This is a genomic window from Geopseudomonas sagittaria (genome assembly GCF_900115715.1).
In the GTDB taxonomy this organism is placed as follows: Bacteria; Pseudomonadota; Gammaproteobacteria; order Pseudomonadales; family Pseudomonadaceae; genus Geopseudomonas; species Geopseudomonas sagittaria.
This window is the reverse complement of the sequence record NZ_FOXM01000010.1, coordinates 33,632-54,865: the sequence shown is the minus strand read 5'-3', so window position 1 is coordinate 54,865 and position 21,234 is coordinate 33,632. Positions and strand designations below refer to the sequence as shown.

Genomic DNA, 21,234 nt, shown 5'->3' with positions numbered 1-21,234 from the left:
GATGTAAATCAAAGGGTTACGCTTTAAGGAGTGACCCTTTTGCATTTCTGTCGCAGGTGCATGCAAAGTGTGCCGTCGGAAGCGTTGAGCAACAGCGGCAACCTCGTGCACCTCGATTTCCCGTCGTCCGCGCCCGCGGAGTGTTTGCCTGGCATACGCCGAACCGGCTTTCATCGCCTTAGTGGAAGAATTCTGCCCTGGAGAGCTTGCGGATGAGTCGCCTGTTCACTCTGCGTGCGTTGCTGCTGAGTGCCTTTCTCTGCTTCGGCCTGTTGGTCTCCGTCTATCAGGTGGTGTCGGTCTATCGCCACTCGCTGCAGGAGGCGATGGGCGAGCTGGAAACCACCACCGACTTTATCGGCCACTTCCTGGCCAGCGGACTGGGCCAGGGCAGCCCCGAGACGACCGACCGGGTCGGCCACCTGTTCTCCGAGCACCTCAACCATCCTGCGCTGGTCTACGCGGCGGTGCTCGACGATGCCGGGCAGATGCGTACCCTCAGTCTGCCGCAGGGCGCCGCACGCATGCCGCTGAGCGTCCCGGCCATCGAGCGGCTGCTGCACGAGCGTGAACAGGGGGCGGACAATCACCTGCACTGGCTGGAGCGGGAAGAGTTGCTGATCGGCGGCTACCCGCTGGTGGAAGACCCCGCGGCGCCGGGGCAGGGCATGGTGGTGCTGGCCATGCGCAGCGATACCCTGCGCGCCCACGCCTGGTCGCGTACCGGCAACCAGCTGCTCCTGTTGCTGCTGCCGCTGTTGCTGATGGCCGTGCTGCTGGCCTGGTTGCTCAAGCGGCTGCTCACCGATCGCATCGAGGAGCTGCTCCAGGATGTCCGCCACCTGAGCAGCGGACGGATCGACACGCTGCCGGTGCTCGGCGGCGACGAGGTCGGGCAGCTGGCTGCCGAGTTCGGCGCCCTGATGCAGCGGGTGATCAGCGCGCGTGACTACAACCAATACCTGCTCAACTGCATCCCCAGCCCGGTCTGGCAGGTGGATGCGCAGCAACGCTGTGTCTACGTGAACGCCGCCTGGAGCCACTTCACCGGCCTCAGTCAGGCCGAGAGCCTGCATGAGGGATGGTGGCAGGCGCTGCACGCGGACGACCGCGCCCGCCTCGAGTCGCTGCTGGGGCCCGGCCAGGGGGCGTGCGGGGAGGCCTTTGCCATGCGCCTGCGTCTGCGCACGCGCTCCGGTCGCCACCACTGGATGCAGCTGCACGGCGAGCCGCTGGTCGGGCGTGATGGCCAGTTCAGTGGCTACCTCGGCAGCGCCTTCGACATCCAGGCGGAGCTGGATGCCGGCGCCGAGCTGCAGGCCAACGAGGCGCGCTTCCGCGGTCTGGTCGAACAGTCGCTGGTGGGGGTCTACGTGCTGCGCGACGGCCACTTCGAGTACGCCAACCCGCGCCTGGCCGAGTGGTTCGGCTACCAGCCGCAGGAACTGGTGGCCCGTTCGCTGCTGGATCTGGTCTGCGAGAGTGACCGCGCGCTGGTCTGCGAGATGCTCGAACGGCGCGAGCGCGGCGAGCTGGTGTCGGCGCACTACGAGTTCCGCGCGCTGACCCGCACTGGTCGCGAGTTCATGGCCGAGGCCTTTGGTACCCGCATCGAGCTGGATGGCATGCCGGCGATCATCGGCACCCTGCTGGACGTGACCCAGCGTTACAAGGACCGCGAAACCGTCCAGGCGGTGGTGGATGCGGTGGTGGCCAGCCCGATGGTCATGCTGCGCCGCAAGGTGCAGACCGGCTGGCCGCTGCAGTATGTGTCGGAGAACGTCGAGCGCTGGGGTTACTCGGTGGACAGCCTGCTTGATGGCCCGCGCTGGTTTACCACGCTGATCCACCCCGACGACCTGGCGCAGGTCCTCGCCGAGGTCGAGCGCAGCATCCACGAACTGCGCCCCGAGTTCGTCCTCGAATACCGCATCCGCAGCGGCGTCGGCAGCTATCTGTGGGTCGAGGACTATACCCGCGTGCATCGCGACTCGAGCGGCGAGGCGACCTGGCTCGAGAGCCTGCTGATCGACATTTCCGCGCGCAAGGTGAGCGACGAGAAGCTGCGGCATGCCGCGGCGGTGTTCACCAGTGCCCGCGAGGGGGTGGTGATCACCGACACCAGTCCGCAGATCATTGCGGTCAATCGCGCCTTCTGCGACATCACCGGCTACGAGGAGCACGAGGTGCTCGGGCGCAATCCCAGCATCGTCAGCTCCGGCCGGCAGAGCAAGGAGTTCTACCGCGAGATGTGGGATACCCTGCTCGCCGATGGCCACTGGCAGGGCGAGGTGTGGAACCGGCGCAGGAGTGGCGAGGTGTTCCCGCAGTGGCACAGCATCAGCGCGGTGCGTGACGACAAGGGCAAGCTGACCAACTATGTGGCGGTATTCAGCGACATTTCCCAGCTCAAGGAGTCCGAGGCGCAGCTCGAGCGTCTGGCCCACTACGACCCGCTGACCGAGCTGCCCAACCGCATCCTGGTGCAGTCGCATCTCAACAGCGCCATCGAGCGCGCCCGTCGCCAGCACTGCAAGGTGGCGGTGCTGTTCCTCGACCTCGATGGCTTCAAGCGGGTCAACGACAGTCTCGGCCACTCGGTGGGCGACGAGCTGCTGGTGCTGATCGCCCGCCGCCTGTGCCAGCGCATCCGCGCCGAGGACATGTTCGCCCGCCTCGGCGGCGACGAGTTCCTGCTGATCCTCGAGGGCATCGGTCACCCGGAGGAGGCGGCGCTGGTCGCCCAGGACCTGATCAACCTGCTGCAGCAGCCGTTCCGCGTCGGCAGCGGCCACGAGCTGTTCGTCGGCGCCAGCATCGGCATCAGCCTGTTCCCCGACGATGGTCAGGAAATGGCCGAGCTGATCCGCTGTGCGGATGTGGCCATGTATCAGGCCAAGGAGAACGGCCGCAACGGTTACCAGTTCCATACCCTGGAACTGACCCGCGCCGCGGAAAACCGCCAGGCCCTGGAAAGCCGCCTGCACCGGGCGATCACCGCGGAGGAGTTCGAGCTGTACTACCAGCCGCAGGTGGATGTCGCCAGTGGCCGGACCCTCGGCTTCGAGGCGCTGGTGCGCTGGCGTCCGGAAAGTGGCGAGGGGGTTTCGCCCGCGGTGTTCATTCCCCTGCTCGAGGAGACCGGGTTGATCCTCGCTCTCGGCGACTGGGTGCTGCACGAGGCCTGCCGCCAGGCGGTGCGCTGGCGCGCGGCCGGCCTGGACAAGGTGCCGGTCAGCGTCAACCTGTCACCGCGCCAGTTCCAGCACCTGGACGTGGTCGAACTGGTGCGCCAGGCGCTGGCGGACAGCGGCCTGCCCGGCGAGCTGCTCGAGCTGGAGATCACCGAGGGCGCGCTGATGGCGCAGAATCTGGAAACCCAGGAGCGTCTGGGCGAGCTCAAGGCGCTCGGCGTGCAGCTGGCGGTGGACGACTTCGGCACCGGCTATTCGTCGCTGGCCTATCTGAGCCGCTTCCCCATCGACAAGCTGAAGATCGACAAGAGCTTCATCGACGGTCTGGGCCAGGACGCGCGGGCCGACAAGATCGTCGCCACCATCATCGCCATGGGCCAGGGTCTGGATCTGCGGGTGGTGGCCGAGGGCGTCGAGAATGCGAGCCAGCTGGAGCTGCTGCGGTCGCTGGGTTGCGATGCGGTGCAGGGTTACCTGTGCGGCCGGCCGGTGCCTGCGGCACTGGCGCAGGTGCGGCTGGCGCGTGAACAGGCCGCTGTGCCGGCCTGACTGAAGGCCGGAGTCAGTTCGGCAGCAGGGCGCGCAGCCAGGCGCAGACGTCGGCGGCGCCGGCCTCGCGCAGCCCCTCGCCGAGGGCGTTGGCCTCGCTCTGGGTACGCGGCAGGAGGAGAAACTCCGGGCCGCCGCTGTCGCGCAGGAGGGCCAGGCGCGAGTAGGGCATGCCAGTGAGCAGCAGGCGCATGAAGCGCGCATCGCTCCAGGCGGCGGCGGGCATGGCGAGGACGTGGTAACCGCTTTCCAGCTGCTCGAGCCCGCCGCGGTTGAGGCGGTATTCGCTGAGCACCGCCGGCATCTGCAGGGTCAGGCCGCGACGCCGGGCATAGGCGACCGCACAGGCGAAGGCCTGCGGCGCCTGCTCGCCGCTCCAGAAGTAGCGCTCCCCGCGCCAGTTGGCCTGGCGCAGGTGCAGGGTTTCGCCGCTGGCGTGATGCGGCAGGGCCTGCGCCAGGGTGCGACTGAAGTCCTTGTAGCTGATCAGGCGGATGCTGCGGCAGGCCGGTGAGGCCGCATAGTCCTCGAAGCGGGTGAAGCGGGCGCCCGGCTCGGCTGCACCGCCGAGACCGTCGACCCAGCGCAGGTCGAACTCGCTGATCGGCCGGGCGTTCAGGGTGATCAGGGCGCGCAGTGCCGCGTGAGCCGCCGCCTTGTCCTCCTGGACCGGCCCGGACAGCGCACTGCGGGGCAGATCGGCCAGGCGCTGCAACGGTGGGCCCTCCTGCCACCAGATGCTGTCCGGTACTTCCGGCAGCGGACCGAAAGGCAGGCGCAGGCGGGCAGCCTGCTCGCGCAGCTGCTGACTGCCGCGACGCGCCAGGCCGAAGAGGCCGAGCATGCCTGCAAGACGATCGATCAGAGAAAAAGAGGACATGTGCACGCCTGAATGCTTCCTGCATACAGATAAGTTATAGGTGCTGTGGCGGATGGCGCCTGCCGGCAGCGGCCTAACAGACGTCAAGATTAACCGACTTCGCCTTGCGAAAAAATGCTGGCGCATCGCTGGTGCCGGAAACGGCCGCTTTCGGATGGGCGGCGGCGACTTCGCCCGGCAGCGGCGCCTGGGCTATAATCTGCGCCCCGATGACCTGCTGATGACCCCTGCCCATGTATGCTCTGGCTCGCGAGCTGCTGTTCAAACTGAATCCGGAAACCTCCCACGAACTGGCTGTCGACCTGATTGGTGCCGGTGGCCGACTCGGCCTCAATCGCCTGGTCTGCCAGACCCCGCGCCTGCCGGTGACGGTGATGGGCCTGGAATTCCCCAATCCGGTCGGCCTGGCGGCCGGTCTGGACAAGAACGGCGACGCCATCGACGGCTTTGCCCAGCTGGGCTTCGGCTTCATCGAGATCGGCACCGTCACCCCGCGGCCGCAGCCGGGCAATCCCAAGCCGCGGCTGTTCCGCCTGCCGCAGGCCGAGGCGATCATCAACCGCATGGGCTTCAACAACCAGGGCGTCGATCACCTGCTGGAGCGGGTCCAGGCGGCCAAGTATCGCGGCGTGCTGGGCATCAACATCGGCAAGAACTTCGATACCCCCGTCGAGCGCGCGGTGGACGACTACCTGATCGGCCTGGACAAGGTCTATGCCCATGCCAGCTACGTGACGGTCAACGTCAGCTCGCCGAACACCCCCGGCCTGCGCAGCCTGCAGTTCGGCGACTCGCTCAAGCAGCTGCTCGAGGCCCTGCGCGTGCGCCAGGAAGAGCTGACCGCGCGCCATGGCCGCCGCGTGCCGCTGGCGATCAAGATCGCCCCGGACATGAGCGACGAGGAAACCGTGCTGGTCGCCCGCGCCCTGCTGGACACCGGCATGGATGCGGTGATCGCCACCAACACCACCCTCGGTCGCGAGGGCGTCGAAGGGCTGGCGCATGCCGACGAGGCCGGCGGCCTGTCCGGTGCGCCGGTGCGCGACAAGAGCACCCACACCGTCCGCGTGCTGGCCGGTGAGCTGGCGGGGCGTCTGCCGATCATTGCGGTGGGCGGGATCACCGAGGGCGTGCATGCGGCGGAGAAGATTGCCGCCGGTGCCAGCCTGGTGCAGATCTACTCCGGCTTCATCTACAAGGGGCCGGCGCTGATCCGTGCCGCGGTGGATGCCATCGCGGCATCCGGCAAGCCGTAAGCGGCGAGCCGGAAAAGAACAGGGCTCCCGAAGGAGCCCTGGCGAGGATGGATGGAAAAAGCCGGTGTTGGTGGGCTGAACCGGAGTCAGGTTCAGCCGACAGCGTGTAGCTCGTTGAGACGATGAACGCCGGCGGCGCCGGTCATGCCCTCCCAGTTGTCGACACGCCCTTCGCGCCAGCCGCTGAGCCAGGCCTGGCGAGCGGTGGGAAGGGTGAAGGGGCACATGTCACGGGATTTCCCGCTGACGCCATACTGATAACCGCGCAAAAAGGCTCTTTCCAACGGATCACGCTTAAGTCTTCTCATCGGGTATTGCCCTCGTTCGTTGACTGTACTGTCCCGTTGGCCTCTTGGAGGCCAGGCAGATTGTCTGCCACTTGCGTGCTGCCCGCTGCCGGCGTGGCGAGCAAATTCCGCAGCTCTTGCGGCTGCGGACTGAGTTCAGTTCTAACCAATGCCCACGATCCTGTGAATGATCGTTTTGTCATAAGGGCTTAATCAAAATGGTATCTAGACTATAAGAAGTCGCCTCGGCCATCGCCTGGCGCACCCGCTGGCTCGCGTTGTGGCAGACTTTGTACCGATACTGAACACTTTGAGGAGGGTCGCCACTGCCGGCGGCCATCTTCCGACGAAGGGTTGCCTGTAACCCGGCGTTACAATCAATTACCCATTACGGGCTCCGCCCTCTGGCCATTACGGGCCCTGCCCCTGGATTACTGCATGTCAGATCTGTACCCACTCGTTCTCACCAGTCCCAAGGGCCTGGAAACCCTGCTGCTCGAGGAGGCCAACGCACTGGGCCTGCTCGAGGGACGCTCGCAGGTGGCCGCCGTGCAGGGCCAGGGCAGCCTGGAAACCGCCTATCGCCTGTGCCTGTGGTCGCGCCTGGCCAACCGTGTGCTGCTGGTCCTTGGCCGCTTCCCGGTGGACAACGCCGAGATGCTCTACGAGGCGGTGCGCTCGATCGACTGGAGCGAGCACATGCTGCCCACTGGCAGCCTGGCGGTGGAGTTCTCCGGGCGTGGCGCCGGCATCGACAACACCCACTTCGGTGCCCTCAAGGTCAAGGACGGCATCGTCGACAGCCTGCGCACCGCGTCCGGCGAGCGCCCGTCGGTGGACAAGTACGAGCCCGACCTGCGCATCCACGCGCGTCTCGAGCGCGGCGAGCTGGTGCTGTCGCTGGATCTGTCCGGCTTCAGCCTGCACCAGCGCGGCTACCGCCTGCAGCAGGGTGCGGCGCCACTCAAGGAAAACCTCGCCGCGGCGATCCTGATCCGTGCCGGCTGGCCGCGCATCGCCGCCGAGGGCGGCGCGCTGGCCGACCCGATGTGCGGTGTCGGCACCTTCCTGGTCGAGGCGGGGATGATCGCCGCCGACATCGCCCCCAACCTCAAGCGCGAGAAGTGGGGCTTCTCCAACTGGCTCGGTCACGTGCCGGCCATCTGGAAGAAACTCCACGAGGAAGCCGAGGCGCGCGCCGCCGCCGGCCTGGCCCGCGAGCCGTTGTGGATCCGTGGCTACGAGGCCGATCCGCGCCTGATCCAGCCGGGGCGCAACAACGTCGAGCGCGCCGGGCTGGCCGAGTGGGTGAAGATCTACCAGGGCGAACTGGCCACCTTCGAGCCGCGTCCGGACCAGAACCAGAAGGGCCTGGTGGTGTGCAACCCGCCCTACGGCGAGCGCCTCGGCGACGAAGCCAGCCTGCTGTATCTCTACCAGAACCTCGGCGAGCGCCTGCGCCAGGCGTGCCTGAACTGGGAAGCGGCGGTATTCACCGGCGCCCCGGAGCTGGGCAAGCGCATGGGCATCCGCAGCCACAAGCAGTACGCCTTCTGGAACGGCGCGCTGCCGTGCAAGCTGCTGCTGTTCAAGGTGCTGCCCGAGCAGTTCGTCACCGGGCGCAACGAGTCGGCCACGCAGCCGGTGCCGAGCCAGGCGCGGATGATCGGCGGCCAGCTGGTCGAGCGTCCGCCGGCGGTGCGCAGCGAACCGGCACGCCTGTCCGAGGGCGGGCAGATGTTCGCCAACCGCCTGCAGAAGAACCTCAAGACCCTGGGCAAGTGGGCGCGCAAGGAAGGCGTCGAGTGCTACCGCCTGTACGATGCCGACATGCCCGAATACGCCCTGGCGGTGGACCTGTACCGCGACTGGGTGCACGTGCAGGAATACGCGCCGCCGCGTTCGATCGATCCGGACAAGGCCCAGGCGCGCCTGCTCGACGCCCTGGCGGCGATTCCCCAGGCGCTGGACATGGATCCGGCGCGGGTGGTGATCAAGCGCCGCGAGCGCCAGGCCGGCAAGAAGCAGTACGAGCGCCAGGACCAGCAGGGCCGCTTCATGGAGGTCAGCGAGGGCGGCGTCAAGCTGCTGGTCAACCTGACCGACTACCTCGATACCGGCCTGTTCCTCGACCACCGTCCGCTGCGCATGCGCATCCAGCGCGAGGCGGCCGGCAAGCGCTTCCTCAACCTGTACTGCTACACCGCGACCGCCACCGTGCATGCGGCCAAGGGCGGCGCGCGCAGCACCACCAGCGTCGACCTGTCGAAGACCTACCTGGACTGGGCGCGGCGCAACCTGGCGCTCAACGGCTTCTCCGACAAGCACAAGCTCGAGCAGGGCGACGTGATGGAGTGGCTGGAGGCCGATCGGAACGAATACGAGCTGATCTTCATCGATCCGCCGACCTTCTCCAACTCCAAGCGCATGGAAGGCGTGTTCGACGTGCAGCGTGACCACGTGCACCTGATCGATCTGGCCATGGCGCGCCTGGCCAGGGGCGGCGTGCTGTACTTCTCCAACAACTTCCGCAAGTTCCAGCTCGATCCGGCGCTGGAGCAGCGCTATGCGGTGGAGGAGATCAGTGCGCAGACCCTCGACCCGGACTTCGCCCGCAACCCGAAGATCCACCGCGCCTGGCGTCTGACTGCCCGCTAGGAGGGTGTCCTGGCCGCAAGGGGTAGGGTAGAAGACTCGCGCAGCGATCTTCTACCGCTGCCCTGCGCCGCCGAAGGCGGACAATCGCTGGCGCGAGTTGGCCACCCTGTCTGGCTGCGCGAGTTGCCAGGCATGAAAAAGCCGCCTGTCCGGTGTCCCGGGCAGGCGGCTTTGTCGTTGCGGGCTCAGTGTTACGGGCTCAGCGTTGCAGGCCGGCGCTGAGGATGTCCGGCTGGCGGTACAGTTCCTGGACGACCTGGTCGAGGATCGCCGAGGCGCCCCACGGCCGCGGGTGGTTGAGGATCGCCACCACCGCCCAGGTGTGGCCCTGGGCGTCGCGGCTGAAACCGGCGAGGGCGCGCACGTTGTTCAGCGTGCCGGTCTTCAGGTGCGCATTGCCGGCCAGCGGGGTGTTGCGCATGCGCTTGCGCAGGGTGCCGTCCATCGCCGCCAGCGGCAGCGAGGAAACGAACTCGGCGGCATACGGGCTCTTCCACGCGGCGTGCAGCATGGCGGCCATCTCCCGCGCGGTGATGCGCTCGCGGCGCGACAGCCCGGAGCCGTTCTCGATCACCAGGTTGGGTGCGCGGATGCCCTTGCGGCCCAGCCACTGGTCGATGGCCCGGTAGGCGGCGGCGGCATCGTCGCCATCGCCCGGCAGGCGGTGGCGCGCGCCGATCGACAGGAACAGCTGGCGGGCCATGGTGTTGTTGCTGTACTTGTTGATGTCGCGGATCACCTCCACCACGTCCGGCGACCAGGCCTGGGCCAGCAGGCGGCTGTTGCCCGGGGTGGCGCCCAGGCGGTCGCGGCCGGTGATGGTGCCGCCCAGCTCGCTCCACAGCGCGCGCACGGTGCCGCCGGTGAACGCCGGATGGTCGAGCAGCGACAGGTAGCGCTGGCCGCTGCAGCCTTCCGGAATCTGCCCGCTGGCCACCACGTTGAGGCTGCCATCCGCCTGCGGCTGGAAGTTGTAGGTCACCTGTGGCCAGCCCGGACAGGCGGATGCGGCGGTCACCTTCACCCGGTTGTCGATGCTGATGTAGGGGATCGGCGGCTCGACCTGCACGGCCGCGCCGCGGGCTTCGCCACGGACGATCAGGCGCAGGGTTTTGAGGTTGACCATCAGCGCGTCCGGCTCGACCAGATAGGGCTTGCTCGAATCGCCGCCATCGTCGTCGAAGGGCGTCTGGCCGTCGGTGCGGAAGTGGCTGCGCTCCAGCACCAGGTCGCCCTGCACCTGCTGCACGCCGGCGTTGCGCAGATCGCGCAGCAGCAGCCACAGCCGCTCCATGGTCAGTTTGGGGTCGCCACCGCCCTTGAGGTAGAGGTTGCCCTGCAGCACACCGTTGCGCAGCGGGCCGTCGGTGTAGAAGGCGGTCTTCCACTGGTGGGTCGGGCCGAGCAGCTCGAGGGCCGCATAGGTGGTGACCAGCTTCATGGTCGAGGCCGGGTTCACCGACACGTCGGCGTTGAAGTAGCTGGCGCTGCCGGGGCCGGTGAGCGGGATGACCGCCAGCGACAGCGCATCGCTGTTCAGCTTGCCAGCCTTGAGCGCCTGTTCCACCCGCGGCGGCAGGGTAGCGGCGCTGGCGGGCAGCGGCAGGGTGGCGGGCAGCAGCAGGCCGGCCAGGCTGAGCAGGCGCAGCGGGCGGCAGATTTTCTGGACCTTGGCGAGCAAGGACAGGGAAGAACGAAACGACATGGGAAGGCTCACATGCGTGAACGAATAGACATTTTTCATTATAAGCCGCAAAGGCCCTATTCCGTGGCTTTTCGAGCCGGACGGTCAGCCTGTCATGGGCCTGCCGTGCGGAAGCTGGTAGAGTGCCGCATCCCCACCAGTTCAAGGATTCACCCCATGGCTACCAACCGCTCCCGTCGTCTGCGCAAGAAACTGTGTGTCGACGAGTTCCAGGAACTCGGCTTCGAGCTGCTGCTCAACTACCGCGAAGACCTCGACGAGGCGGCCGCCGACGCCTTCCTGCAGCAGTTCCTCCAGGAAGCGATCAGCGCCAACGACATGATCTTCATCGGTTGCGACGAGTTCGGCATGGTCTGCCTGGGCAAGCGTGGCTCGGTCAGCGAAGAGCAGCGTGGCAAGGTCGACGCCTGGCTCAAGGGCCGCAGCGAGCTGGAAAGCTACACCATCGGCGCGCTGGCCGACGCCTGGTATCCGGAAAAGTCGATCAACGCCTGATCGCCTGATTCGTGCAAAAGCCCCGCGCCACTGAACGTGTCGCGGGGCTTTTGCGTTTTCGGAGGGCTCACACCGGGCTGGAGCGGCCGGTCATCTCGCGGGCCATTTCCGTGGCGTAGCTGTCGGTCATCCCGGCGATGAAGTCGATCACCCGCATGTAGGCCTTGTACAGCGGCCAGTGTGGATCGGGGGCGTTGTTGCCGAGCAGATCGAGAATGCGCCGGTTCTTGAACGACGGCGTGCGCCCGCCATGCTGCTCCAGGGCGGCGCCGCAGAAGGAGTTGAGGAGGATTTCCAGGGTGGTGTAGGCGCCGATCTCGTGCAGGGTCTTGCGCTTGTCCTGGAAGATCTTCTCGCGCGCCAGGCTCTTGGCGCGCAGCACGCACTGCTTGGCCGGGCCGTGCATGTGCTCGACCAGATCGCCCTCCAGGCTGCCGGCGAGCAGGGCGTCATGCTGGGCGACGAAGGCGCGCGCGGCGGCGTTGGTCAGGTGCTCGATGGCCTTGCCGCGCAGGATCGCCAGCTTGCGCCGCCGCGAGTCGCGCGGGCCGAGCTGGCGGTAGGTCTCCGGCAGGTCGTCGCCGACCAGGTCGAGCAGCAGCGCCTCGACCTCCGGATAGTCGAGCAGGTCCATCTCCAGGCCGTCCTCGAGGTCGATCAGGCCGTAGCAGATGTCGTCGGCCGCCTCCATCAGGTAGACCAGCGGGTGGCGCGCCCAGCGTTCGTTGTCCAGCTGCGGCAGTCCCAGCTTGCGGGCGATCTGCTCGAGCAGCGGCAGCTCGCTCTGGTAGCAGCCGAACTTGTGCTTCTTGTAGCCCTGGGCGTCGGCGTGCCGGGCGGTCCAGGGGTACTTCAGGTAGCTGCCGAGGGTGGCGTAGGTCAGCCGGGTGCCGCCGTCGAACTGGTGGTACTCCAGCTGGGTCAGCACGCGAAAGCCCTGGGCGTTGCCCTCGAAGCCGAGGAAGTCGGCGCGCTCGGCCTCGCTCAGCGCATCCAGCCAGCCGCGCTCGTCGGCCTGCTGGAACCAGTGGCGGATGGCGTCCTCGCCGGAGTGGCCGAACGGCGGATTGCCGATGTCGTGGGCCAGGCAGGCGGACTGCACGATCACCCCCAGATCGCTGGGATCGCACCAGCGCGGCAGGGCGTCGCGGAGGATCTCGCCGACGCGCATGCCCAGCGAACGGCCGACGCAGGCGACCTCCAGGCTGTGGGTCAGGCGGGTATGGATGTGGTCGTTGCTGGACACCGGATGCACCTGGGTCTTGCGCCCCAGGCGGCGGAAGGCGCCGGAGAAGATGATGCGGTCGTGGTCCTTGTGGAAGGCGCTGCGGCCGAGTTCTTCCGAACTCTGTGCGGGTTTGCCGAAACGTTCGCGGGTAAGCAGGGTGTGCCAGTCCAAGGGAGATCCTCAGCAATCGCGGAGACTCCAGCTTGCTGGCTGGCGCGCCGGCCTGCAAGCCCCGCCGCCGGTTCAGGAGCCGGTGAGGCCGAACGGGACCGGGTGCAGGCCGGCCGGCTGCGGGCAGGCGCTCAGGGCGGCGGCGTCGATATCCACCAGCAGCAGGCATCGGCCGTGGTCGATGCACTGGCCGGCGGTCAGGCAGTACTGGTTGCTGGTGACGTCGCGGTAGGTGGGGGACAGGGTCAGCCGCCACTCGTCGAGCCCCTCGGCCAGCAGCTGGTGGAAGTAGGGGCGCCACGACCAGTTGTGGCGCAGGTAGCTGGGATCCTCGCGCCAGCCATCGCCCTGGCGGTCGAAGTTCGGGGTGATCTGCGCGCCGCTGCGGTCGCACTGGTAGATGCGCAGCAGCCACGGGTACTCCTTCATGAGCGGCAGGGCGCTGGCACCGGCGCGGCTTTCCGCCCACGGGCGCAGGCGGCCCATCAGTTCGCCGAGCTGGCGGCGCAGCTCGATCAGCCGCGCGCGTTCGGCCAGCTTGCCCAGCACGTAACGGTCGCGCAGGGCGGCGAAGCGGCGGGCAAAGGCGTCGGCGGCCGGGAACAGCGCCTGGCCCTCGGCGAACAGGAAGCCCTGCACATAGCGGGCGCCGCACTCCAGGGCGAAATCCAGTTCGGCTTCGCTCTCCACGCCCTCGGCGATGATCTGGCAGCCGGTCTTTTCCGCCATCTGCGCCAGCGCCTTGACCACCTCGCAGCTGGGGCCGCCGCGCGCGGCGTCCTTGAACAGGCGCATGTCCAGCTTGAGGATGTCCGGCTGCAGGGCCAGCACCCGATCGAGCTGCGAATAGCCGGCGCCGAAGTCGTCGACGGCGATGCGCGCGCCGGCCTGGCGGTATTGCGCCACGGCGTCGAGCAGGCGCGGGCTGTCGCCGTCGAGTTCGGTGATCTCGAAGACGATGCGCCGCGCATCGACCTGGTGCCGGTCGAGCTGGCGCAGGCTCGGCAGCGGCTGGCCGGGCTGCAGGCGACTGATCCAGCGCGGCGAGATGTTCAGGCTGAGGAACCAGTCGCGCGGCGCCAGTCGCAGGCGCTGCAGGGCCTGCTCGCGCACCTGGCGGTCGAGGCGGCGCAGGGCGCCCTGGTCGGTGTGCGGGCTGGCGAACAGCGGGCCGGCCGAGCGCAGGTGGCCATGGTCGTCGCGCAGGCGGGCGAGGGCTTCCACGCCGGCGATCAGGCCGGTGGCGGTATCGACAAAGGGTTGGAAGACGGCAAGCGGTTGGCCATCGAACACAACAGGCTCCAGCAGTGACCCACACGGGCGGATGGCGTGAGCAAGCAAGAATGCGGCCAGCTTTCCCCGGCGGGCGGAAAGAGGCGCTGTGGGCGTGGTCGTGCCCGCTTTCGGTGCCCTGGCTGGCCTCGTCGGGCCTGCCGGCGCCTGGCTGCCGCGCCTCGCGGGGCCGCCACGCGCGCTTTCGGTGCCGCGAGGCCCGGATTGAGGCATGCGTCCAGGCGCGGATGGTCTGCGTCTGGCGCGAGGGCGGCGCTCTGGTCGGCTGCCGGGCGGCGAGTGCACATTGCTGCGCCACTCCCGCCAGTTGATGGTGCGTATCGGCATGTTGCTTGCATTGGATTGATGCGTGTGCACCTGCACCTGCCCGACATCGGGGCCGGGGCGATGACCGACAGGATGTCGCCACACGCACTCAACCCCTTGATTTACAAGAACCAGCTGCCAAAGCTGGCCTGACTGACCGGAGTTTCCAGGCTGACTGGTCTATCGTGATCAGTGCTTCCGGATGGTGCGCGCGCCCGCCAGTAGTGCGCGGCGAGCTGTCAGTGATCCGCTTTGGTGCCTTACTGCTTGTCAGAGGAGCGCGCTGCGCCGATGGAAAACCTCAATAGTGCCGTGGAAACCCTGATCCATGGTTCCAACACCCTGTTCATCCTGCTCGGTGCGGTCATGGTCCTGGCCATGCACGCCGGCTTTGCCTTCCTCGAAGTCGGCACCGTGCGGCAGAAGAACCAGGTCAACGCCCTATCGAAGATCCTTGCCGATTTCGCGGTGTCGACGCTGGCCTACTTCTTCGTCGGCTACTGGATCTCCTACGGGGTGAGCTTCCTCGAGCCGGCCAGCGTGCTGAGCGCCGACCACGGCTACGCGCTGGTGAAGTTCTTCTTCCTGCTGACCTTCGCCGCGGCGATCCCGGCGATCATCTCCGGCGGGATCGCCGAGCGCTCGAAGTTCGGCCCGCAGTTGTGCGCGACCGCGCTGATCGTCGCCTTCATCTACCCGTTCTTCGAGGGGCTGATCTGGAACGGCAACTTCGGCCTGCAGGCCTGGCTGGAGGCGCGCTTCGGCGCTGCCTTCCACGACTTCGCCGGTTCGGTGGTGGTGCATGGCGTCGGCGGCTGGCTGGCGCTGGCCGCGGTGCTGCTGCTCGGCCACCGCAACGGCCGCTACCGCGACGGCAAGCTGGTGGCCTTCGCGCCCTCGAACATCCCGTTCCTGGCACTGGGCTCGTGGATCCTGATCGTCGGCTGGTTCGGCTTCAACGTAATGAGTGCGCAGACGCTGCAGGGCGTCAGCGGCCTGGTGGCGGTCAACTCGCTGCTGGCCATGGTCGGCGGCACCCTGGCGGCGCTGCTGGTCGGCCGCAACGACCCCGGCTTCCTGCACAACGGCCCGCTGGCCGGTCTGGTCGCGGTGTGCGCCGGTTCCGACCTGATGCACCCGATTGGTGCGCTGCTCACCGGGGCGATTGCCGGTGCGCTGTTCGTCTGGGCCTTCACCGCCACCCAGAACCGCTGGAAGATCGACGACGTGCTCGGTGTCTGGCCGCTGCACGGCCTGTGCGGGGTGTGGGGCGGGATCGCCTGCGGCATCTTCGGGCAGACCGCGCTCGGCGGCCTGGGCGGCGTCAGCCTGACCAGCCAGCTGATCGGTACTGCGCTGGGCATCGTCGTGGCGCTGCTCGGCGGCCTGGCGGTGTATGGCCTGCTCAAGGGCACCCTGGGCATTCGACTGAGTCAGGAAGAGGAGTACTACGGCGCGGACCTGTCGATCCACAAGATCGGCGCCACCAGCCACGAGTAAGCGCCGTCCCGCACACGCAGGAGCCCGCTCGAGAGCGGGCTCCTGCGTTACCGGTCAGGTGCCTAGAACAGCGGCAGGGTGTAGCTGACGATCAGGCGGTTCTCGTCGAGGTCGTTGGCGAAGTTGGAGCGCACGGTGGCGTTGCGCCAGCGCAGGCCGAGGTTCTTCAGCGCGCCTTGCTGGAACACGTACATCAGCTCGCTGTTGCGCTCCCACTCCTTGCCTTCCGCGCGGTTGGCACCCAGATCGACGTTGTCTCCGCTGAGGTAGCGGGTCATGAAGGTCAGGCCGGGGATGCCGATGCTGGCGAAGTTGTAGTCGTAGCGTGCCTGCCAGGACTTCTCATCGCGATTGGCGAAGTCGCCGATCTGCACGTAGTTGACCAGGAACGGGTCGGTGCCGTTGATGTAGGCAAAACCGGTCTCGCCGGTCATCGACTGGTAGCCCAGGCCCAGGCTGTGGCCCTGCAGGCTGTAGGTGAACAGCGCGCCCATGGCCTTGTTGTCGACGTTGCTGGTGCCCGCATCCAGCGAGCGGGCGTAGCGCAGGTCGCTCTTGAAGCTGTGGTCTTCGCCGATCGGCAGCGCGTGCACCACGTTGATGATGTGCTGGCGGTAGAAGTCTTCCAGGTTGCCGTAGTGGTAGCCGGTGCTCAGCTGGCTGTTCCACTTGTAGCTGGCGCTGGCGAAGTTGAATTCGTCGCTGTCGGTGCCGGGGGCGACGGAAATGCCACGGCGGCCGCCACTGGTGATCAGCATCGTCTCGTGGTCCTGCGAGTCGCGGTTGTTGACCCGGTTGAGCATGCCCAGATCGAGGGTCAGGCCGTCGATCTCCAGCGAGTTCAGGTGTGCGCCCTGGAAGGTCTGCGGCAGCAGGCGCGAGTCGCTGCGGGTGACGGTCGGCAGGGTCGGCAGCAGGGTGCCGACCTTCAGCACGCTGTTGGAGACCTTGGCCTTGGCGGTGACGCCCAGGTCGCCGAAGGTGTCCTGGGCTTCGCCGGTTTCCCGATCGACCAGCAGCAGGCCGCTGCCACTGGTGCCGCGGCCGGAGTCCAGCTTGATGCCGAGGGTGCCGAGGGCATCCACGCCGAAGCCGACGGTGCCCTCGGTGTAGCCGGACTCCAGTCGCAGCAGGAAGCCCTGGGCCCACTCTTCCGACTTGCTGCGTACTTCCGGTGCCTTGCCGGTCACGGTGCCGAGTGCCGGAGCGTCGTCATGTCCCTGGCGGAAATCACGGTTGAAGTAGAAGTTGCGCAGTTCCAGGCTGGCCTTGCTGTCTTCGACGAAGGCCGCCTGGGCGAGGCTGGGCACGAGCATGGCGGCGCCGACGGTCGCGAAGGCGACAGCGCGAGCAAGCGGAGTCAGGTTCATGGGAAATACTCCTGAGTCTTTACGCTGGGGCAGGTGGAAACAGCTCTATGTGAAAGCCGCATGAATGAATTGCGTCAGTCAGATGACATTGCGTGATCTTAGTATGAGCTGCGCCGATTGGTGCGGAGAATTGCCGCATTCCAGCCGTTTGATGGTGAACTAACAGGCCAACCATGACTGGTTGGCCTGTTAGCTCCTGGCAGATTCCTTACTGGGTGCCGGCCAGCAGCCGGGCTTCGGCTCTTTCGATGGCGTCCAGCGTGCCGGTCAGCAGCAGGGCGTCGGCCTCGCGCAGCAGCGGATTGTCGGTCAGCGCCAGTTCGTCGCCGGCGCGGCGCACCGCCTGCAGCTCGACGCCCAGTTCGTTCAGGCGCAGCTCGTTCAGCGGGCGCCCGCAGGCGTAGGCGTCGGCGCTGAGGTTGACCGCGTGCAGCAGGATGCGCGGGCGGCCCTGCTGGTCGAGCAGGTTGGCGCTGGTGCCGTGATAGAAGCCATGCAGCAGGTGGTAGCGGTCGCGGCGCACCTCGTCGATGCGCGCCTGGACCCGGCGTTCCGGCAGGCCGAGCATCACCAGGGCATGGGAGGCCAGCATCAGGCTGGACTCCAGCAGTTCCGGCACCACCTCGCTGGCGCCAGCTTCCTGCAGGCTGGCCAGGTGGCTGTCGTCGCGGGTGCGCACTAGGATCGGCAGGGTCGTCGACAGCTTGCGCGCCTGCTTGACCGTCTCCAGGGCGTGGGCGGGGTTGTCGGCGGCCACCACCAGCAGTCGCGCCCGCGTCACGCCCAGGGCCTCCAGCAGCTCGCCGCGCCGCGAGTCGCCGTAGTGCACGCTGAGCTCGCCGGCGGCGGCTTCCTGCACGCGGATCGGGTCGTTGTCCAGGGCGACGAAGGGAATGCCCTCGCGGCGCAGGAAGCGGCCGATCGACTGGCCGACCCGGCCGAAGCCGCAGATCAGCACATGCTGCTCGTGTTCCTCGCAGGCGCTGGCGATCTCCTCGGCACGGCCTTCGGCATGCGGCCGCTTGCTCAGCCGCGCCGCCATCTGCGGCGCGGCGCGCAGCAGCAGCGGGGTGACCGCCATCGAGCAGAAGGTGGCGGCGAGAATCAGTCCGCTGAGTTCGGCCGGCACCAGCTTGACCAGCTGTGCCTGGGCGACCAGGGCAAAGCAGAACTCGCCGCCCTGGGCCAGGGTCAGGCCGCTGCGCCAGGCCGTCTCGTTGTCGCCGCCGCGCAGGCGCACCAGCAGCGCCACCAGGCTGCCCTTGATCAGCAGCAGGGCCAGGGTCATGCCGAGGATCAGCAGGCCGTGGGAGGCGAACAGGCTGACGTCGATCAGCATGCCGACGCTGACGAAGAACAGGCCGAGCAGCACGTCGCGGAACGGACGGATGTCGGCTTCGATCTGGTGGCGATAGTGGCTCTCGCCGAGCAGCATTCCGGCCAGGAAGGCGCCCAGCGCCATCGACAGGCCGAGCAGGTGGGTCAGCCAGGCGGTGAGCAGCACGATGACCAGCGCCAGCAGCACGAACAGCTCGGCGGCGTTGGCCTGCGCCACCTCGTGGAACAGTCGCGGCAGCAGCCAGCGGCTGGCCACCAGCAGGCCGGCGAACAGCAGCGCGGCCTTGCTCAGGGTGATCGGCAGGGCCCAGTACCAGGCCTGCTCGGTGCCGCCGGCGATCACCGGAATCATGGTCAGCAGCAGCACCGCGACCAGGTCCTGGAACAGCAGCACGCCGATGGAGTTCTGGCCGTGGGAGCTGAACACCTCGCCGAGGCTGCTCAGCTCCTTGGTGACGATGGCGGTGGACGACAGCGCCAGGCCGCCGCCGATCAGCAGCGCCGCCGGCAGGGCCAGGCCGGCGAGGTGCAGCAGGCCGGCCAGCGGCAGGGTGCAGACGATCACCTGCAGGCTGCCCAGACCGAACACCACCCGGCGCAGGGCGAGCATGCGCGGCAGGGAGAACTCCAGGCCGAGACTGAACAGCAGGAACACCACGCCGAACTCGGCGAGCAGCGGCATGTCCTCGTGGTGCTGCAGCCAGCCCAGGCTGCCGGGGCCGAGCGCCAGGCCGACGCTCATGTAGGCCAGCAGCGGCGGCAGTTTCAGGTGGCGAAACAGGGCGATGACCAGCAGCGAGGCGGCCAGGATGATCAGCAGGTTGACGAACAACGGCAGTGCTCCATGCGAAGGGTCCGGCAGGGTGAGACGGGATGCCCGCTCCCGGACGTCGGCGTCCGGGGTCGAGACGCGCATGACGAATGCTAAACTGCCGGCCGTTTCTTCTCCATGAGTGATGTCATGCTGCCCGCCTGCCAACTGTTCGGAACCCTCGGCTGCCACCTGTGCGAACAGGCCGAGGACGTGCTGATGCCCTTCGCCGCCGCGGGCGTGCAGATCGAGCTGGTCGACATCGCCGAGCGGGAGGAATGGGTGGCGGCCTACGGCCTGCGCATTCCGCTGCTGCGCCGGCTGGACAGCGGCGCCGAGCTGGGCTGGCCGTTCGCGCCTGCCGATATCGCGCAGTTCCTGGGCCTGGTCCCGCCGGGGCAGGTCGAGGCATAAGGCAGCGCCGCCGCACGTGGCGTCCGGGGAGTGACGCCACGTGCGGCGGCGCTGGACAACTCAGGCCGGGGCGCCGGCCAGCAAGGTCGGCAGGCTGCCGTCGGCTTCCAGGCCGAGGATGATGTCGCAGCCGCCGACCAGCTCGCCGTTGACGAACAGCTGCGGGTAGGTGGGCCACTGCGAGATCTTCGGCAGCTTCTCGCGGATGTGCGGGGCGGTCAGCACATTGACGAAGGCGAAGGGTTTGCCGGTCTTGTGCAGCGCCGCCACCGCCGCGCGGGAAAAGCCGCACTCCGGCGCCTCGGGTGTGCCCTTCATGTAGAGGATCACCGGGTTGTCGGCGATCTGCTGGCGGATGCGCGTTTCGGTATCCAGTACCTGCATGATCTCTTCCTTTTCAGCCGTGGGCGGCGAGGGACAGGGCCGCGCGGCGCGGCATCCCGGCCTGCTGGCCGCGCCGCGCCTGCCAGGCCGCGTAGCCGCCGTCGAGGCTGTAGCTGTTGACGAAACCGTAGTCGCTGAAGAAACGCACCATCTCCGCGCTGGCCGGGGCCTCGTCGCCGTAGACGATCAGGTGCACCTGGCGCGGGGTGAAGCGCACCAGCGAGCGCAGGGTGGTGTCGCTGAGGTGGATGGCGCGCGGGTCATGTCCCTGGCAGTAGGCGCGGGCGTCGCGGATGTCCAGCAGCATCACGTTCTCCCCGCCGCGCAGCAATGCCTCGGCGTGTTCGACGCTGATGCACTTGAAGTCGCTCATAGCTCTTCTCCAAAACAGTCATGGTAGGTGGGGCAGTCTTCGCAGGTGGGCGAGCGGCAGACGTAGCCGCCGTCCTGTTCGCACAGCTGTTTGTAGAAAAACTTCTTCCAGCGCATGTTGTTCACGTTGCGGCTGGCGAGCTGGGGGAAGTTGTATTCCAGCAGCTCGCGCAGCTGTTCGCGCGAATTCAGGCCCAGGTCGTGCCACAGGTGGCCGCCGCCCAGGCAGGCGGCGGCGACGATGCTGGCCAGCGCCTCTTCCTCCGCCTCGCGGCCGCGTCGTGCGCCGAGCAGCAGGTCGCGCAGCTCCTGCCACTCGTCGCGGCGCAGCTCCAGCAACTCCGCGCGCAGGGCATCGCATTCCTCGGCCCGCGGCGGAGCGCTACCGTACTGCCTGGCCAGATCGGGAAAGCTGGCCTGGATCAATGCCGCGTGAGTTAGCGCGTCCAGACCGAGGTGCAGCGGCAGGCAACTGTGGCCGTTGCGCTGGGCCAGGAGGATCTGCGCCAGCCAGCCAGGATTGGGGCTGCGCCGGGCGGGCGCCGGCTGGGCGCTGCGGGGGAGGGGCTGGCTGATCATGGTCGCGACTCCCGGGGTGGCGGACAGGCGGCGTGGCCGTGGGCTGCGCGCGCGCAACCGTCGCCGCCATCCGGCGCTGCCGGCAGCTGCTGCGCGGCCGGCAGCAGGGCGTTGAGCGCCGCCGGGTCGAAGCCGACCAGGTGTGCGGCGCCCAGCTGGAGCAGCGGACGGCGGATCAGCAGCGGCTCGGCCAGCAGCAGCGCCAGGGCCTGCTCGGCGCTCAGCTGCCGGGGATCCAGCGCGCCGGACTTGATCGCCGGCGCCGCACGGTTGAACCACTCGCCCACCGGTCGCCCGGCAAAGAAGGGCCGCAGGCGCTCGGCGCTCCATGCCTCGCCGAGCAGGTCGCGCACCTGCAGGTCGATACCGGCCGCGCGCAGCAGTTGTTGCTGCCGGCGGTTGCTGGCGCAGCCGGGTTTCTCGTAGAAGACGACGGCGGTCATG

Annotated in this window: 17 protein-coding genes; 6 read left to right on the top strand and 11 right to left on the bottom strand. The window is 67.9% G+C overall.

Going from position 1 to position 21,234, the window contains the following annotated elements; genetic code table 11:
* The first annotated feature begins 212 nt into the window (after nt 1–212).
* Entirely contained in the window at nt 213–3,743 is a 3,531-nt protein-coding gene (locus BM297_RS13130; protein WP_092432245.1) for an EAL domain-containing protein, read from the top strand.
* 13 nt (nt 3,744–3,756) lie between these two features.
* On the opposite strand, the gene BM297_RS13125 is transcribed toward BM297_RS13130, so the two are convergent.
* A complete protein-coding gene (locus tag BM297_RS13125) occupies nt 3,757–4,623 on the bottom strand; it encodes a DUF6685 family protein (protein WP_092432243.1) in 867 nt (288 codons plus the stop codon).
* Between the two features lie 233 nt (nt 4,624–4,856).
* On the opposite strand from BM297_RS13125, the gene BM297_RS13120 reads away from it, so the two are divergent.
* Nucleotides 4,857–5,879: a quinone-dependent dihydroorotate dehydrogenase gene (locus BM297_RS13120; RefSeq protein ID WP_092432241.1), complete on the top strand. Its 1,023-nt coding sequence runs from the start codon at nt 4,857–4,859 to the stop codon at nt 5,877–5,879.
* Nucleotides 5,880–5,971: 92 nt separating this feature from the next.
* On the opposite strand, the gene rmf is transcribed toward BM297_RS13120, so the two are convergent.
* Entirely contained in the window at nt 5,972–6,187 is a 216-nt protein-coding gene (gene rmf / locus BM297_RS13115; RefSeq protein ID WP_092432239.1) for a ribosome modulation factor, read from the bottom strand.
* 417 nt (nt 6,188–6,604) lie between these two features.
* Between rmf and rlmKL the strand changes: the two genes are divergently transcribed.
* The gene (gene rlmKL, locus BM297_RS13110; RefSeq protein ID WP_092432237.1) at nt 6,605–8,824 is read left to right on the top strand and encodes a bifunctional 23S rRNA (guanine(2069)-N(7))-methyltransferase RlmK/23S rRNA (guanine(2445)-N(2))-methyltransferase RlmL; all 2,220 of its coding nucleotides are present in this window, start codon (nt 6,605–6,607) and stop codon (nt 8,822–8,824) included.
* Nucleotides 8,825–9,023: 199 nt separating this feature from the next.
* Here the strand turns inward: rlmKL and dacB are convergent, their stop codons facing one another.
* Nucleotides 9,024–10,484, bottom strand: coding sequence for a D-alanyl-D-alanine carboxypeptidase/D-alanyl-D-alanine endopeptidase (dacB, locus tag BM297_RS13105; RefSeq protein WP_092432454.1), 1,461 nt, complete (start codon nt 10,482–10,484; stop codon nt 9,024–9,026).
* 201 nt (nt 10,485–10,685) lie between these two features.
* Between dacB and BM297_RS13100 the strand changes: the two genes are divergently transcribed.
* The gene (locus tag BM297_RS13100; RefSeq protein WP_092432235.1) at nt 10,686–11,024 is read left to right on the top strand and encodes a YggL 50S ribosome-binding family protein; all 339 of its coding nucleotides are present in this window, start codon (nt 10,686–10,688) and stop codon (nt 11,022–11,024) included.
* Between the two features lie 67 nt (nt 11,025–11,091).
* Here BM297_RS13100 and BM297_RS13095 read toward each other — a convergent pair whose 3' ends face one another.
* Nucleotides 11,092–12,423, bottom strand: a complete 1,332-nt coding sequence (locus BM297_RS13095) for a deoxyguanosinetriphosphate triphosphohydrolase (RefSeq protein WP_092432233.1) — start codon at nt 12,421–12,423, stop codon at nt 11,092–11,094.
* A gap of 72 nt (nt 12,424–12,495) precedes the next feature.
* Nucleotides 12,496–13,716, bottom strand: a complete 1,221-nt coding sequence (locus tag BM297_RS13090; RefSeq protein ID WP_092432231.1) for an EAL domain-containing protein — start codon at nt 13,714–13,716, stop codon at nt 12,496–12,498.
* Nucleotides 13,717–14,313: 597 nt separating this feature from the next.
* Here BM297_RS13090 and BM297_RS13085 point away from each other — a divergent pair.
* Nucleotides 14,314–15,522: an ammonium transporter gene (locus BM297_RS13085; protein WP_092432229.1), complete on the top strand. Its 1,209-nt coding sequence runs from the start codon at nt 14,314–14,316 to the stop codon at nt 15,520–15,522.
* A gap of 62 nt (nt 15,523–15,584) precedes the next feature.
* Here the strand turns inward: BM297_RS13085 and BM297_RS13080 are convergent, their stop codons facing one another.
* Together BM297_RS13080 and BM297_RS13075 are read right to left on the bottom strand one after the other, a co-directional pair.
* A complete protein-coding gene (locus BM297_RS13080) occupies nt 15,585–16,892 on the bottom strand; it encodes an OprD family porin (protein WP_092432226.1) in 1,308 nt (435 codons plus the stop codon).
* A gap of 208 nt (nt 16,893–17,100) precedes the next feature.
* Nucleotides 17,101–19,062, bottom strand: coding sequence for a cation:proton antiporter (locus BM297_RS13075; RefSeq protein WP_092432223.1), 1,962 nt, complete (start codon nt 19,060–19,062; stop codon nt 17,101–17,103).
* Between the two features lie 129 nt (nt 19,063–19,191).
* Here BM297_RS13075 and BM297_RS13070 point away from each other — a divergent pair, with 129 nt between their 5' ends.
* Nucleotides 19,192–19,455, top strand: coding sequence for a glutaredoxin family protein (locus tag BM297_RS13070; RefSeq protein ID WP_092432221.1), 264 nt, complete (start codon nt 19,192–19,194; stop codon nt 19,453–19,455).
* A gap of 60 nt (nt 19,456–19,515) precedes the next feature.
* Here the strand turns inward: BM297_RS13070 and grxD are convergent, their stop codons facing one another.
* The 4 genes from grxD to BM297_RS13050 are packed head-to-tail and all read right to left on the bottom strand — an operon-like array spanning nt 19,516 to nt 21,233.
* Nucleotides 19,516–19,839 (bottom strand): Grx4 family monothiol glutaredoxin, encoded by a 324-nt coding sequence (grxD, locus tag BM297_RS13065; protein ID WP_092432218.1) that lies wholly within the window; start codon nt 19,837–19,839, stop codon nt 19,516–19,518.
* 13 nt (nt 19,840–19,852) lie between these two features.
* Nucleotides 19,853–20,212 carry a rhodanese-like domain-containing protein gene (locus BM297_RS13060; RefSeq protein ID WP_092432216.1) on the bottom strand — a complete coding sequence of 120 codons (360 nt, stop codon included), beginning with the start codon at nt 20,210–20,212 and terminating at the stop codon, nt 19,853–19,855.
* Nucleotides 20,209–20,790 carry a nitrogen fixation protein NifQ gene (locus tag BM297_RS13055; protein WP_092432215.1) on the bottom strand — a complete coding sequence of 194 codons (582 nt, stop codon included), beginning with the start codon at nt 20,788–20,790 and terminating at the stop codon, nt 20,209–20,211. Before BM297_RS13055 ends, BM297_RS13060 begins: the two co-directional genes overlap by 4 nt.
* Nucleotides 20,787–21,233, bottom strand: a complete 447-nt coding sequence (locus BM297_RS13050) for an ArsC/Spx/MgsR family protein (RefSeq protein WP_092432213.1) — start codon at nt 21,231–21,233, stop codon at nt 20,787–20,789. Before BM297_RS13050 ends, BM297_RS13055 begins: the two co-directional genes overlap by 4 nt.
* Between the last annotated feature and the right edge of the window lies 1 nt (nt 21,234).

Bases quoted from the DNA above. Each gene is read 5' to 3' on its own strand.
- BM297_RS13130 (WP_092432245.1), top strand. From the start codon at position 213: ATGAGTCGCCTGTTCACTCTGCGTGCGTTGCTGCTGAGTGCCTTTCTC.
- BM297_RS13125 (WP_092432243.1), bottom strand. From the start codon at position 4,623: ATGTCCTCTTTTTCTCTGATCGATCGTCTTGCAGGCATGCTCGGCCTC.
- BM297_RS13120 (WP_092432241.1), top strand. From the start codon at position 4,857: ATGTATGCTCTGGCTCGCGAGCTGCTGTTCAAACTGAATCCGGAAACC.
- rmf (WP_092432239.1), bottom strand. From the start codon at position 6,187: ATGAGAAGACTTAAGCGTGATCCGTTGGAAAGAGCCTTTTTGCGCGGT.
- rlmKL (WP_092432237.1), top strand. From the start codon at position 6,605: ATGTCAGATCTGTACCCACTCGTTCTCACCAGTCCCAAGGGCCTGGAA.
- BM297_RS13100 (WP_092432235.1), top strand. From the start codon at position 10,686: ATGGCTACCAACCGCTCCCGTCGTCTGCGCAAGAAACTGTGTGTCGAC.
- BM297_RS13085 (WP_092432229.1), top strand. From the start codon at position 14,314: ATGGAAAACCTCAATAGTGCCGTGGAAACCCTGATCCATGGTTCCAAC.
- BM297_RS13080 (WP_092432226.1), bottom strand. From the start codon at position 16,892: ATGAACCTGACTCCGCTTGCTCGCGCTGTCGCCTTCGCGACCGTCGGC.
- BM297_RS13070 (WP_092432221.1), top strand. From the start codon at position 19,192: ATGCTGCCCGCCTGCCAACTGTTCGGAACCCTCGGCTGCCACCTGTGC.
- grxD (WP_092432218.1), bottom strand. From the start codon at position 19,839: ATGCAGGTACTGGATACCGAAACGCGCATCCGCCAGCAGATCGCCGAC.
- BM297_RS13060 (WP_092432216.1), bottom strand. From the start codon at position 20,212: ATGAGCGACTTCAAGTGCATCAGCGTCGAACACGCCGAGGCATTGCTG.
- BM297_RS13055 (WP_092432215.1), bottom strand. From the start codon at position 20,790: ATGATCAGCCAGCCCCTCCCCCGCAGCGCCCAGCCGGCGCCCGCCCGG.
- BM297_RS13050 (WP_092432213.1), bottom strand. From the start codon at position 21,233: ATGACCGCCGTCGTCTTCTACGAGAAACCCGGCTGCGCCAGCAACCGC.